Annotated in this window: 12 protein-coding genes and 1 other annotated feature; of the genes, 4 read left to right on the top strand and 8 right to left on the bottom strand. The window is 41.4% G+C overall.

Features of this window, described 5'->3' with window-relative positions; translation table 11 throughout:
* Window positions 1–146: 146 nt before the first annotated feature.
* Both ileS and WDJ61_RS08580 read right to left on the bottom strand, forming a co-directional pair.
* On the bottom strand, window positions 147–3245 hold the full coding sequence (gene ileS / locus WDJ61_RS08585; protein ID WP_338754464.1) for an isoleucine--tRNA ligase: 3099 nt from the start codon (window positions 3243–3245) through the stop codon (window positions 147–149).
* A gap of 53 nt (window positions 3246–3298) precedes the next feature.
* Window positions 3299–3539: a binding site (T-box leader), on the bottom strand.
* 104 nt (window positions 3540–3643) lie between these two features.
* A complete protein-coding gene (locus WDJ61_RS08580; protein ID WP_338754462.1) occupies window positions 3644–5596 on the bottom strand; it encodes an alpha/beta fold hydrolase in 1953 nt (650 codons plus the stop codon).
* A 296-nt stretch (window positions 5597–5892) separates the two neighbouring features.
* Between WDJ61_RS08580 and WDJ61_RS08575 the strand changes: the two genes are divergently transcribed.
* The gene (locus WDJ61_RS08575; protein ID WP_338754461.1) at window positions 5893–6294 is read left to right on the top strand and encodes an SMI1/KNR4 family protein; all 402 of its coding nucleotides are present in this window, start codon (window positions 5893–5895) and stop codon (window positions 6292–6294) included.
* Between the two features lie 116 nt (window positions 6295–6410).
* Complete coding sequence (locus tag WDJ61_RS08570) at window positions 6411–6860, top strand: SMI1/KNR4 family protein (protein WP_338754459.1); 450 nt, start codon at window positions 6411–6413, stop codon at window positions 6858–6860.
* Between the two features lie 344 nt (window positions 6861–7204).
* Here WDJ61_RS08570 and WDJ61_RS08565 read toward each other — a convergent pair whose 3' ends face one another.
* Window positions 7205–8395, bottom strand: coding sequence for a transposase (locus tag WDJ61_RS08565; protein WP_338754457.1), 1191 nt, complete (start codon window positions 8393–8395; stop codon window positions 7205–7207).
* A gap of 472 nt (window positions 8396–8867) precedes the next feature.
* On the opposite strand from WDJ61_RS08565, the gene WDJ61_RS08560 reads away from it, so the two are divergent.
* Window positions 8868–10022: an MFS transporter gene (locus WDJ61_RS08560; protein ID WP_338754456.1), complete on the top strand. Its 1155-nt coding sequence runs from the start codon at window positions 8868–8870 to the stop codon at window positions 10020–10022.
* Between the two features lie 193 nt (window positions 10023–10215).
* Here the strand turns inward: WDJ61_RS08560 and WDJ61_RS08555 are convergent, their stop codons facing one another.
* The 3 genes from WDJ61_RS08555 to WDJ61_RS19030 form a co-directional block, all read right to left on the bottom strand.
* Window positions 10216–10650, bottom strand: coding sequence for a hypothetical protein (locus tag WDJ61_RS08555; protein WP_338754455.1), 435 nt, complete (start codon window positions 10648–10650; stop codon window positions 10216–10218).
* A gap of 18 nt (window positions 10651–10668) precedes the next feature.
* Window positions 10669–11064, bottom strand: coding sequence for an ASCH domain-containing protein (locus WDJ61_RS08550; protein ID WP_413789069.1), 396 nt, complete (start codon window positions 11062–11064; stop codon window positions 10669–10671).
* A gap of 217 nt (window positions 11065–11281) precedes the next feature.
* Window positions 11282–11362 (bottom strand): putative holin-like toxin, encoded by an 81-nt coding sequence (locus WDJ61_RS19030; RefSeq protein ID WP_413789088.1) that lies wholly within the window; start codon window positions 11360–11362, stop codon window positions 11282–11284.
* Between the two features lie 302 nt (window positions 11363–11664).
* Between WDJ61_RS19030 and WDJ61_RS08545 the strand changes: the two genes are divergently transcribed.
* Window positions 11665–12405: a YwqG family protein gene (locus WDJ61_RS08545; protein ID WP_338754453.1), complete on the top strand. Its 741-nt coding sequence runs from the start codon at window positions 11665–11667 to the stop codon at window positions 12403–12405.
* Window positions 12406–12447: 42 nt separating this feature from the next.
* Here the strand turns inward: WDJ61_RS08545 and WDJ61_RS08540 are convergent, their stop codons facing one another.
* Both WDJ61_RS08540 and WDJ61_RS08535 read right to left on the bottom strand, forming a co-directional pair.
* Entirely contained in the window at window positions 12448–13557 is a 1110-nt protein-coding gene (locus WDJ61_RS08540; protein ID WP_338754451.1) for a dipeptide epimerase, read from the bottom strand.
* Window positions 13548–14714, bottom strand: coding sequence for an amidohydrolase (locus WDJ61_RS08535; RefSeq protein WP_338754449.1), 1167 nt, complete (start codon window positions 14712–14714; stop codon window positions 13548–13550). Before WDJ61_RS08535 ends, WDJ61_RS08540 begins: the two co-directional genes overlap by 10 nt.
* Window positions 14715–14721: the final 7 nt, after the last annotated feature.

Raw genomic sequence — 14721 nt, 5'->3', positions numbered from 1 at the left:
GCTGTTTTCTCCCAGTATGCAATTTACACTACAAGAAGTATGGCGGCCTTAAAGGGAATAACCCACCAAATCTTTGATGGGTTATTTTTTACGTTAATAATCGATACGACTAAGGAAGTGAACTTGAAAAGTCGTCATTTAGTGACTCAAGTAAGAGCAACAAGTTGAACCACAGCTACAGCATCTCCTATTTTTATTTCTGTTCCCTCTGAAACATGCGCTTGTAATTGTAAGTTCCGCATAAGCAAGCTTTCTTGTATCATCTTTTGATACGTCTCAAGCACTTTTTTGAACTCTTCATCGGCATATATCACAATATCTACTCGCATATTGACAGGTAAGTTTAATTTTTTCCGGTAATCTTGGATCGCGCGAATAAATTCTCGAGCCATTCCTTCTTGAATTAGTTCTTCCGTTAAAGAGATATCTAAAGTGACTGTATATTCTCCATTTGTTGCAGAAGCGTAACCTTCTTTTGTTGTTTTTTCAATAAGCACATCTTCAATAGTTACCTGAACGTTTTCGTTAGCCGAAGAATGGACTTCTCCACCCTCTGCTGCTAAAAATCGTTTAGACTCTTCATCCGTTAACTGCTGGAGCCATGTATTCACTATATTTGCTTGTTTACCGAATTTAGCAGCTGATTTCTTAAAGTCTAATTTTAACTTAATGGTTGAAAATTGTCCTTCTTCCTCCGTTTCTTGAAACTGCTTCACATTCAATTCGTCTAAAATAATGTCTTGATAGGATGCCCAATCGATTGCTTTACTTGGACTAAGTAAGGAAAGACTAGCTAACGGTTGTTTGACTTTCAAAGAAGTGGTGTTCCGAATACTTCTCCCTAATTCTACTACTTGCAGAACCGCTTCCATCTCTTTTTCTAATGATTTGTTGAAGACTTTCTCCTCATAAGTTGGATAATCAGACAGGTGTACACTCTCCCCTGTCAGACTGCCATATACATCTTCCGCTATGAAAGGAGCGAATGGGGCTAACAATTGACTTGTATTTGTTAATACGGCATAAAGAGTTTGATAAGCAGCCGCTTTATCCGCATTCATTCCGCTTGACCAAAAACGTTCTCTTGATCGTCTGACGTACCAGTTACTGACCTCTTCTATAAGTTTAGCGATGTCCCTCGTGGCATTGGTCAATTGATAATTCTCTAAGTGGACGCGAGCGGTTTTCACCGTACTATGCAATCGAGAAAGAATCCATTCATCTAGTTTGTTTCTCTCACTAGAGTACTCTTGCTTTGGATCAAAACCATCTAATTGAGCATAAAGATTGTAAAAGCTGTGGACGTTAGCAAACGTATCTACCAGCTTCGATTTCGCTTCTTGCACCACGCGTTCAGAAAAGCGCTTTGAATTCCATGGCGCGCTATCCACTAACAATGCCCATCGTAAAGCGTCTGCTCCATATTTTTTCATTAAATCCATTGGATCAAGAGCGTTACCTTTACTTTTAGACATCTTTTGTCCTTTTTCATCTAATACATGACCAAGAGATAATACTCGCTTATATGCAGGTGTTCCTGTATATAACGTCGACACCGCCAGCAAGCTGTAAAACCAGCCACGCGTTTGGTCAATACCTTCGATGACGACATCTGCTGGAAATTGCTTTTCAAATAAGTCCTTATTTTCGAATGGATAATGATATTGAGCAAATGGCATCGAGCCGCTATCAAACCAAACATCAATCACTTCAGGTGTTCGTGTCATCGTTCCCTCGCATTGAGCACAACGAAGTTTCACGTGATCAACATATGGTTTATGCAATTCGATGTCCTCATTTAATGGGTGAATGGATAGCTGTTTTAATTCTTCGATGCTTTTTGGAGCATATTGATGGCTGCATTCGTCACATTGCCACACATTGAGCGGCGTGCCCCAATAGCGTTTGCGGCTGATATTCCAATCGACCATTTGCTCTAAAAAATTGCCGAACCGACCATGTTTAATATGGTCTGGATACCAAGTGACTTCTTCATTATTTTGGATGAATTGATCTTTTAACGCGGTTGTTTTAATAAACCAGCTTTCATTCGCATAATACAATAACGGTGAATCACAACGCCAACAGTGAGGATAATTATGCTCGTATTTTTCTTTGCTATATAGTAACCCTTTCTCTGCAAGATAACGAACGATATCGACATCACAATCTTTAACGAAACGTCCTTGAAAAAGCGAAACCTCTGCTGTATATTCTCCCTTTTCATTGACAACATTGACAAACGATAAGCCATTCTCTTGTGCGACTTTATAATCATCTTCGCCATATGCCGGTGCAATATGCACGATTCCCGTACCGCTATTCTCGGTTACATAGTTCGCTGCTATGACTTTATGACCTACTTTTACCTCAGCAAAATCAAAGACAGGCAAATACGAAAGGCCAATGAAATCAGCTCCTTGATGGACCGATAAAATTTCATAATCGGCTTGTAAAACGGCTGCAGCTAATGATTCGGCTACAACGAACACTGCTTCTCCTTGCTTTGCTCGCACATATTTCATATCTGGATGGACCGCCAACGCCACATTGGCTGGTAATGTCCAAGGTGTTGTCGTCCAGCCAAGAAAATATTCATTCTCACGATCTTGAATTTTAAATTTTGCGGTGACAGACAAATCTTTCACCATTTTGTAGCCTTGAGCCACTTCATGTGAACTAAGCGACGTTTGACAACTAGGACAATAAGGAGAAACTCGATGTCCTTTATTGAGCAGCCCTTTTTCATGAATGGTACCCAGGATGTGCCACACACTTTCGATATACGAATTATTTAATGTGACATAAGGATCGTCCATATCTACCCAATAACCTAATTGCTCCGTAAATTCTCGCCACTGTTTTTCATATATAAACACACTTTCTCGACACTTCTCAACAAAAGCTTCCACGCCATAGTTCTCAATCTCACTTTTCCCCGAGATCCCCAATTGCTTTTCTACTCCGAGTTCTACAGGTAATCCGTGCGTATCCCAGCCGGCTTTTCGAATGACTTGATGTCCCGTCATCGTTTTATATCTAGCCACAACATCTTTAATCGTGCGGCCTAATACATGACCGACATGAGGCAATCCATTGGCTGTAGGAGGACCTTCATAAAAGACGAATGAAGGATTTCCTTCTCTCTTGGTGATTGATTGTTGAAAGGTGTGATCTTGTAACCATCGTTCGCGGATCCGTTCTTCACGTTGACGAACGGATTTCTTTGTTTGTTCTTGTTTCATCTGATATCGCTCCTAATATTTTTTATTAAAGCACACAAAAACCCGCCCCCTAAAAAAGGGACGGGTTTAACCGCGATACCACCCTAATTCTATTGAAAACATCGTTTCAATAGCACTTAGCCACGTACAATCATACGCGTTCCTTTTAACGGTAGACACCCGTTCAAGCTTACTAATTTTCAGCTTGACTTCTCGGAGAGGATTTTCACTTATGAACTGAACACCGGATTTCAGCATCCACCGGCTCTCTGTGGAACAGCAGCATAAATTACTTTTTCTCGTCATCGAATTTGTGTGCTTTAATTGGAAATAATTATAACTTAAATAAAAACAGGATGTCAAACTAATCTAAATTTTACAAAGACAATTGTGCTATTTTCCTATCATGATAACATTCATTACTTTTCCAGTTGAATCGTCCGATATAAAAAGACAGCCGCTTGTGCACGCGTTACTTTTTGAGTCGGTCCGAATGTTCCATTGGAGTTTCCGACAGTGATGCCATTGGCTGCGAGAGCGTCGATGTATGGAGCAGCCCAATAATTCTTACTCACATCTTTAAAAGGTTTCGTTGGATGCCCCTTTAAATCAAAGGCGGTTGACAATAGTTTGGCTAATTGAGCACGAGTAAGTTCTTCATTCGGTCTGAATGTTCCGTCTTTGAAACCTGACAGCACACCCTTTTGCTTTAGAAAGCGGATATACGGTAAAAACTCATTGTCAGATGCCACATCCTTAAACTCTGTGGAATCCTTGACCAGTTTGGGATCAAAATTTAAGGCATTGGCTAAAATTTTCGCGGCATGCGCTCGGGTTACCGCTTTATTTGGCTGAAAACTGCCATCTTTGTAGCCATTAATATACCCTTTTTCGGCGATGAATTGAATTTCCTTATAGGCCCAGAAGTCTGATCCAACATCCGTAAACGACACAGAATGTTTATCACCTTTTACCCAATCACTGATATCCTGAATGAACTCTTCTGGCACATTGGCTGGAATCGCATACTCAGAAAAATCAGGCTCACCCTTATAGTTGACGAGTAAATGAATTAAATCAGGATACATTTCATAGGAAACATCCTTCCGATTCGCTAAAGCGTTCTTCCAGTCATCTAAATAAGAAGGTGGTACTTGCAAGTCTTTTCCTCCCTGCATGATCAATAGAGGAACATTTTGTTTAGCTGCTAACTGAGCAGGAACATAATCACGAAGTTCAAACCACCAATAAGCATTAGGAAGCTGAAATTCTTTTGGGATATTATCTTTTGAATAAGCAGGATTATTAATTAAAGCGATTTGTTGCTCCCAAAAGGCAAGATTCGCTTTTGCCGCTTCTAACTGTTCAGGAGGTAATCCTTGTTCCTTTGCTCTTTCCAATCCATCTCTCTGCTGCTTTAACATTAAATCTTGAAACTTACCGCTTGGCCCTGATACGATGATTCCACCTTTAATTTGCTTGGTTTTATCTGTTTCTAAAATACGCGGCATCGCGTATCCACCTTGACTATGCCCCAATACATAAATTTCATCGTTCACTTTAGGAAGAGTATCTAACAGTTGCACAGCTTTGATCGCATCATTAATCGTTTCTTCCTGAATGCTAAACTTAGCATTCATTCCTGTTTTTAAATGATGCTCTCTCGTTACCTTTTCATAGCGCAGAACAGCTATTCCTTCATTTGCTAAACCTACTGCGATATCGCGGAAAGCTTTGGTAGAATGTAAAGATTCATCTTGATCATTCGGCCCTGAACCATGCACAAGAACAATGGCTGGGAATGGACCTTTCCCTTTTGGCATCGTCAGTGTGCCCGGCAAAGCCAGTTCGCCTTCACCAATTTTTACTTGTTGTTCGAAGTAATTCTCTTCCTTTTCATATGTAGGTTTCTTATACTGACTTGGTGGTGAATAATAGAAAGGGATAAAAAAGTCATCAATACGTCCCGATTTGTCTAAGTTAATGGTAATGTCCATTGGGAAGTTTGCACCTTCATAGGTCATCACAATATTTGTATGAACCATATTCACTACTTTTTTGACGGACAATTGTTTGCCGATTGTACCAAAAGGAGCTGTTTTCGCTTGCCAAATTCGTGAAAGATCTTCTTGAGAGATATGCTTTTTCAAGTTATCATTCAATAACCCATATGCTTCATCCCATTTTTCATTTGTAACCGCCGTCATAAATGAAGTGGCCACTTGCTCAGCACTCACTGGAGCAATGGGATGCACTGTTTCTTGTGCTTGCACGTGAGATAAATGATCAGCAGGAATCATAATACCGCTTACACCTATAGTTGCTGCAAGCAAGATCGGGCTAACTTTCTGCCATCTTTTCTGTTTCTTCATATTTTTCCTCCATTCTACTATTCCAGGAAAACACCTGTTAGTTTAATAGTTTGACTTCTCCCACCACTAAAGCCGCAAGTCCTAAACCTTGCCGTTCATGCATGGGATTTCCCAAAAGAAAATTGGTTAAATATCCCTTATTATGATATACTATTACTCTATAATTATACCATTAATTAACTTTTATAGTGCTCTTTTATTATACCATTTCGTAACTCCTTAATCCGATTTTCCAACCAATCACTTCCTTTTTGTAAAGCTAACTTTACGTAAAGGATACTTTACAAAAAGGGTGGATGTCAAGCTTACTTTACAAAAATATAGGCAGACTTTCTTTGGGAAGGAATAAAATGTTAATAATTAGTGTGCTATACTTAAAATCGATGGGGGAATTTCATCATTTGAAAGCGGGGAAGAAAATGAAGAACTATTTACAAGAATTTTGGGGTGAATCGGATTATTTTACCATTTCTATACAAGTAAAAGAAAAGATGATTGAGGAAGCGGAGCAACAGTTAGGCTATAAGCTTCCAGACTCGTATATTGAATTAATTAAGATCAAGAATGGTGGAAGGCCTGTCAACACGATTTATCCGATGACGATGTATCATATCGCTATTGATGGGATTCGTGGAATTGGTGGGAATAACGGAATAGATGGTGAAGATGCAAAACGAAAGTACAAAACACAATATTAAAGAGTTCTTGATTTCATCATTTGTATTTGAAATGACTGACACTTATGATAGTTTGCGTAAGTCAAAATTAAAACTTTAAAACTAATTTATTTCGATAATTAAAAGGAGGAATATAGTTGCAAAACATATGGCGTATAGATAAAGAAAAAACAAAACTAACAGATGATATGGTTATAAATGCCGAAAAAAAGTTAGGTGTAAAATTACCAAGTTCTTATATTGAGTTATGCAAGATTCAAAACGGGGGATATATAACTTACGACGCTTTTCCAACTTCTGTTCCAACAGGCTGGGCTGATGACCACATTGGTGTTGACTACATTAAAGGAATTGATGAAGAGGGCATCCTTTCCAATGACTATTACATAGAAGAGTGGGAATTACCTAAAGATATTTTACTTATATGTGGAGATGGACATACGTGGACTGCAATGGATTACAGACAGACGAAAGAAGAACCTCCCATCATTTATATTGATTTAGAATGGAGAGACGATATTTTCATTTTGGAATTAGCACCAAATTTCAAAACATTTCTTGATGGTCTATTCAATTACAATGATTAGAAAGAACTATCTCTTTAGATTTGAAGTTATAAAAAAGACAAACGAAGCCATATCAGATATGGCTTCGTTTGTCTTTTGTTTAAAATTTTAAATTTAACAGAGCCTAAATAATGAACCTCCCCCACCTATCGCTTCGCGCTTGAGGTGGGGGTTTCTTGTCGATCCTTCGAAATCAGAAGCTGGACAATGTCCATAGGTGTACACGACACCCTCGTCTTTCTTGGGGACTGACGCTCCCCTACAGGAAGCAGTGGTCTTGACACCAGACGTCTCCCGACGGCTGGCTGCCACCGTAAGCAACAGAGAGAGAATGCCATCTCCCCCGGGGCGGTTCTACCCATCTACTACGCCTGTATAGGACGTAGATACGTGATGCCAGTCACCATCACTTCTCGAAACTTCCCGTGCAAATACTTGGATAAGATGTTCCCTGCACCGTGAACATCCCGGTGCCGTTCATATCCGCAAGAACATCGGTAGTTTCGCGAACGGACCTTGTTGCGTTTTCCGCAAGCAGGGCATGCTTGCGTTGTATAGGCCTCATTTTCTTTCGATAACGAAACACCAACTGCTTCTAATTTATAGGCTAACTGTTTCGTCAGCTTTCCAAAGCTCCAGTTGCTGAGCTTCTGGTTTACTTGTTTGGAACGGATGCGTTTTCGCCGTTTGTTTCGCTTGCTTGTGTGTCGCTGAATACCTTCCACATCGCCAAGAGCGACATGCCCGACCCTTTGTTCCACACACCAGTTCACAAAGGCACGGGTCGTCTTGTGCAGGAGATCCCCTAGCTGCCGTTCGCTTTTCGAGAGAATGTACTTCTTCGCCCGGTGGTATTGGCGCCATTTCCTGGACCCTTTTTGACACCGACTCATGAAGATTTGCAATTCTCTCACTTTTTTATTTCGCAACCGGTGAACGCTGCGCATCTTCCTGCCAGAAATCACAAGCGCTTGTCCGCTGGTACTGACGGCGGCAATCGTATGAATCTCACCTGGATCAATGGCTACTGTATGACCGTCTTGAACCGGTAGGGGGTTGACTCCGTCTTCATACGACAAACAGGCATGCCACCGACCGTCGTAGACGAGTTCCACTTCTTTGACCACGCCGGTTGGGACCGAGGCGAGTGTCAACACGAGTGGTGTCTGCTGTTTTCCCTTCCATCTTCCTAGGCTAAGTATCAGCTTTCGTCCTTCCAACACGAAGGATTTGTCGACCCATTTTGGATGGAACACGAACTTTTCCTTGTATGGATACCGGATGGACTTATTCGTTTTCCGCGCTTGGCGAACACCGTCTCGGGCACGCAAAAACTTATGGCATACCGCTTGTATCGTCTGACTATGAAGAGGATACAAACCTTTGAGTTCAGATTGAAGGTCGCTTTTGTTGATCCACTTGCCGTGAATCCGGTAGTAATACCGGGCTAGCTGGACGCATTTATTCCAAATCGTTCCGCAGATCCGGCGTAGGTGAAACAACTGTTGAAGCGTTGGCTGAGGAGCCGTAAAGTCTGTTTTTAACGTTCGATACATGACCATCCCTCCCTTGTCATCATTATAAAACGAACAAACGTTCCTATAAAGGAGAAATGGAAAATTTCATCCTTTTTTCTTTCGACAAGGATCGGAAGATGATCAACCAAGCGCTTTTCGGCTGTGCCGAACCGACATTCATCCCCTTCCTACTCGCTGAGCTGTGCCCTTCACGCTCCTTGAGGAAGGGGAATTCTCTCGGACTGTGTTAAATAGAATCATAATTTACTAGTGCTAGATATTCAAAAGGATTTTGTCGGTGAGGCGGCCAGTGATTTACATTGGGAATGAATTTGAACCTCGACAATGATTTCCTAATTTTTTTCGGAAACATGCCGTTAATTAACTTTTTATGGTACATCTTCATCATAGATCAATAATATTCGATGATTATTCACTGAATCGTCGTTGACAAATGCTTTAATAAAACGAACAATAGAGAACGAGACAACTAGATGGAGGCTATACTCATATGCGTGTTTTGGTGTTTATGATTGTGTTTTTCTCATTTTTTGATTTATTTACTCAATTGCCTATTATGAGTCCGTTTGCTGAATCACTAGGGGCCACACCGTTATTAACGGGATTAGTTGTTGGAATTTATTCATTTTCCAACACAATTGGAAATGTCGCCTCTGGGTTTCTAACGGATAAAAAAGGAGCATTTCGAATTTTAGTTATTGGTTTAACATTGACCGGTCTTTCGCTTTTATGTTATCGATTCGCTGTAGATGCTTGGTCTTTACTAGCTATTCGCTTTTTACATGGATTGCTGGCTGGATTAATTGTTCCTGCTGCATTTACTTATTTAGCGAATGCAGCGACAGAAGGGAAAAAAGGAAAAAGTTCTGCCATCTCTGGGGCCTTTGTTGGACTGGCCGCTGTGATTGGACCTGCCTTTAGTGGAATTGTCGCTAGCCGAACAAGTGAAGTCACTGTATTAACAGTAACAGCTATTTGTATGCTTATTTTGGCCATTGTTTCTCTCATCTTTTTACGGAACAATGTAAACTCCCCCCTTCAAGTAGAAGCGAAACAACAGATGCTAGTGCGTACTTTTTTCCAACAAGCGAATGTGGTGAAGGCTTTTATTGGAGCCTTTCTCCTTATGTTCTCTCAAGGTGTTCTCGCTTATATGTTACCACTAAAAGTGATTGATCTTGGATTTGATGCACAAACTAGCGGAATGTTATTAAGCACATTCGGTGTGACTGCTATTTTGATTTTTCTATTACCAACCAATCGGTTGTTTGATCTGATCAAACCGATGTGGACGTTGGCATTTGGTATGAGTTCGATGGGACTTAGCTTAATTTTACTGAGTCAGTTCGATGATACCTCTCTTCTATATTTGTGCATGGTCGTATACGGCATTGGATTTGCCTTTCTCTTTCCATCGCTCAATTCGTTACTCGTTCAAGCCGTTGAACCCGCCCATCGCGGTAAAGCTTATGGATATTTTTATGCCTTTTTCTCTTTAGGTGTGGTCATCGGCTCTGGATTGACTGGCTTATTCGGCTTTACGCCATTACAAGGCTTTCTCTTTACCGGTGTTTTATTAATCTTTGCAGCGGCTGGCAGCCTTTTAATAGAGCCACCCGTAATGAAGGAAAAACAATTTCAATAAAGTGAAACTTCAATCAGTGGGGGCTTCATCCCCCACTGATCGTTAGTTGAACCAATCGGGCGTTTACGGACTGTTGATCCCCACCTACATACATGCGCTTCTTCTGCCATGTTGAGGTGGGGGTCTTATAGCCCGTTAATGCGGGATAAATGAAAAAAAGCAGGCGAAATGTGCCTGCTTTTTTATTAACCTTTTACCATAACACAGGTTTAACAACCATAAACCATAGCATGATCGTTAATAAAGCAATATAAATCCAGACCGATCGATAAAGCTTATCGACAAGCTGCTGTTTGTTTACTTCCGGCTCATTGAATTTTTTTAATGTTGGGGTAAAAGCTCGTGCCAGAAAAAAGATCGAGCTGATCATGACAACAATGGTCATTACCACCCAAGAAGTGGTCCATGGCCACGAACCTACAATCATCAATAAGATCCCCGATCCGACTAGAACATGACCAGCATGTTTGACGAGGCGGATCGCGGATTGAAATACATCGATACAGGCTTGCTCTGTATCATCTGTTGCTTGACGTAATTTTTTTAACAGAGGAAATAAAACAAAAAAAGGCCCAATCGACAATATCACACTACTGACGTGTATAAATATAAGAAGTTGGTAGGTCATATTCAAATTCTTAAAGCATCATTTCTGAACTTGGCGAAACTCATGAACCCATACTTTCATATGCGATAGCCAAGGCATTCCAGGATGAATCGCTAAAATAGATTGCTTATATTCCTCGACATTCGCATATCCTTCTTGATTGGCATGTTCGTCAGTCAACTCTCCAAGCGTTTGTCGATACACACGTTCAACAACAAAATCAACATTCTCTAGCGTCATGATTTCCCCAATATCCGCATATCTTCCATTGCGGCGAGTCGCTGTTTTTTGTCCATTTAGTACCTTTTCTACATCTTCCTTCATTGTCACCAGACGTTCAATCGTACAAGTCTTTGGAGGTAACACTTCATGTTCATTCGTCAATGTAAAAACCACCTTTACTATAAATTGCTTCCTTATTATATCCTTTCTCATTTTATAATAAAAGCGACAAGTGAAATGGCTTTGAGGATTACCCTTATCTTTTCAAATCCGATATCTTGAGGTATAATACAGTTAAATAAGCATACATTAAAAAAGCCGTTTCGATGCTGGTAACATCGAAACGACGATACAATAGCAGGTTCCCTATCGGGGATCGGCACAAAGAAGAACTAAAACCGCCTGAGCTGGCCAAAACTCAAGGGCGGTTTTAGTCTTTTTTTACAGACAGAATAAGCACAACAAGTCCCGCAAACGAGATCATTAACGTTAATGTTTCATACACTGTCATTCGGCAACACCTCCCTCCTCTTATCAACTGACCTTACGGAGGAGTGCACCGACCACCCTTGAGAAACCTTTTCTATTGTTCTTTTATTATATCATATAAAAACGCACATTCGTTCGTATTTCTTACTTTTCTTTGTAAATAACAGTTGCTCCTTCATGCTCTAATGCTTGGAGTAAACAAAGAAGTATAGGTTTTTTTCCATTATTAGTTTAATCATTGGTCTCGCAACCACGATGAAGTATAATTAAATATGAGGGAAATTCAAACCATGTTTAAAGAAAAACACACGTGGAGAGGATATAATGAATAGGAATAATTTGCTAGAGATAATTGAACAGTCAAATATTGCAAATCATAAAGAGTACTTATCTCAAGTGTTGAGGCCAGCAATTGATATACTTAGGAATACAGATGCCGAACCGCGATTGGGCTGTAGTCGTTTTGGAGGAGCACCTGATTTACCAGTTGGTAGCGAATGGCCAACGTATGAGAAGAAGCCGTATCGCTTCCTTGGCCAGATCAATTTCACAGAAATCGCTTCAACTAAAAGAGGTCTGCCATCGAAAGGACTCCTAAGTCTCTTTGTAGCAGATGATAATTATGATGATGATGGTTATCTAGAGGCGTTTGAGGACGGATATATTCATGGTATCTATATTCCTGAAACGACGAATCTAGAGACGATAATGCCGCCCCATTCAGATATTGGCAAGACCACAGTGATTGAGTTTTTCCTGACTATTGATATTCCTTATGACGAATACCAGTTGAAGGACTGGCCTTTCGATGGAGTTCAGAGCGACATATACACCGAAATCCGGGATTCTCTACATAAAAGTTCGGACTATCTTCTAGGCTACCCTTCTCATTCTACACTAGCATATGATCCAACGCCTGGAGCAGAATGGATCCCACTGTTAACAATTGATTCGGATGATAGTCTTGAGTGGTGTTGGCATGACGGCGATAAATTAATGATATTTATTGAAACAGAACGACTGAAAAATTTGGACTTTAGTAGGCTAAGGTCTGATGCAGGATAAAAAAAGGCCACCGACTTTTTCCGGCCCCGGCAGCCTTTTTCATTATTTAATTTCTATTTTCCTGCATGTAATCTCTTCCAATGCTTCCTTATCAATTTCAATTCCCAGCCCAGGCTTATCTGGTACGACAATTGAATTTTTTGTAAACGGCAGTTGTGAAACATCCTTTGAAAACATCAAAGGCCCGACAAGCTCATGGCTTTGAATCGCCTTTTTTGCAGTGGCTAGGTGGAGTCCTGCTGCACTTGCAATCGAGGATTCGACCATGGATCCGACCTGGCAGGTGATGCCGGCCATTTCCGCAATATGAACAAGCTGGCTTCCCCTGTATAATCCACAACATTTCATTAGCTTAATATTGATTTTATCTGCAGCCCTTTTCGTGATGACTTCGCGCATTTCCTCTAAACTGTGAAGCCCCTCATCAATCATCACCGGAATCGTGGTTTTCGCCCTTACTTCCGCTAAGGCATCGATATCATGAGCGACAACAGGCTGCTCCATCCAGTCGATCTCACAATCCTCTATTTTCCGAATAACCGAAAGTGCCTCTGATGCGGTCTGCCATCCTTGATTGGCATCGACACGGATAGGGAAATCAGGACCGATGGCTAAACGTACCGCTCGAATCCGTTCGACATCTTTTCTGGCATTGGTTCCAACCTTTAGTTTAATCGAGGAATACCCCGCATCCTTGGCTTCCTTTGCTTGCCTTGCCATTTCCTTCGGCTCTAAAATGCTTAACACCTTTGGCACATCCAGCTGTTCGTGATATCTTCCGCCTAATAGATTGAAAACAGGCAAACCTGCTTTTTTCCCCATCAAATCATAACAGGCAATATCAACAGCTGCTTTTGCCGAAGGATTGCCTAACAGAAGCTTATCCATTTTTTCATGAATCACTTCAATGCGAAACGGGTCTTCGCCGATGAGGGCCGGTACTAGAAACTCTGTTAACGCAGAAATTGTGCTATCAAAGGTTTCGCCTGTCACATGCTCATCAGGTGTCGCCTCCCCATACCCGGTGATTCCCTCATCCGTCTGGAATTCCAGAATCACAGACGGCATATTTTCATACGTGTGATAGCTAATAATAAACGGCTCGGCAAAGGGGAGTTGGATCCCATATACCTTAGCAGACGTTATTCGCATGACTCTTCCCCCTTATGTAAAAATTCGATAACAGCTTCTGACAGCAATTGTACCGCTGGAACCATCATCGTTTCGTCAATATCAAACTTTGGATGATGATGGCCATATTGGGTGTCCTCTTTTCCTACCCCGATAAAGGTGTACATCCCAGGAATGCAGTTTGTATAATAGGAGAAATCCTCACTGCCAAGCTGTGGCTTAATCTCCACAATCTTCTCCTTGCCGAATAGCTTGGCCGCTTTTTCTTTCACTAACGAATACAACTCGGCATCATTCACAACAGCAGAATCGCCGTATGTGTAGTCTAATTCATATTCCGAACTGTAAGAGACCGAGAGCCCATGCAAGATTTCATCCAGCCGTTTATGTATCTGCATTGAAACCTCTGTACTGAATTGCCGTACCGTTCCGGATAAGGTGGCACTGTCAGGAATAACATTATAGGTCGTGCCTGATTTCAGCTCTCCAATGCTGACAACGGCCTGCGCTAATGGATGCAGAGACCGGCTGATGATCGTGTGAATTTGGATGATTGCAAGCGATGCGATCAAGGTAGGGTCAATCGTTTCATTTGGCATCGAACCATGGCCGCCTTTTCCGATAATCCGGATGGTGAATTTATCTGCACCGGCCATGACCGGACCTTGTCTAACACCGATCGTCCCTAGCGGAAGCGGCTGCCAAAGGTGGTAGCCAAAAATGCCATCCACCCCTGCAAGTCCCTGATTTGCGACAATTTCATTGGCACCGCCCGGAACGGTTTCCTCCGCATGCTGAAAAATAAACCGGATGGTTCCGTTTAGTTTGTGCTGATGTTTTTTGAAAAAGTGAATAAGACCAAGTAAAATCGCCATATGCCCGTCATGTCCACAGGCATGCATCGTTCCTTTATTTTTGGAAGCAAACGGTAGGCCTGTTTCCTCCTCCACTGGCAGTGCATCCATATCCGCCCGGATGGCTGCTACTTTCCCCGGATTTGCTCCTTGAAGGTCGACCACTATATCTTTTCCCGTAAAGGAAAATGGCTTTAATCCTAATGATTCCAGTTCTCTTCTGATAAACTCCCGCGTCTTCACCTCTTCATGGGAAATCTCGGGATATTGATGAAAATGGCGGCGGTAGCTGACCATTTGTTCCTCTAAAATAGACCAATTCATATTGTTC

The organism is Bacillus sp. FJAT-52991 (assembly GCF_037201805.1).
Lineage (GTDB): Bacteria > Bacillota > Bacilli > Bacillales > Domibacillaceae > Bacillus_CE > Bacillus_CE kandeliae.
Note: the sequence above shows the minus strand (reverse complement) of the source record. Positions and strands in the feature narration are given on the sequence as shown.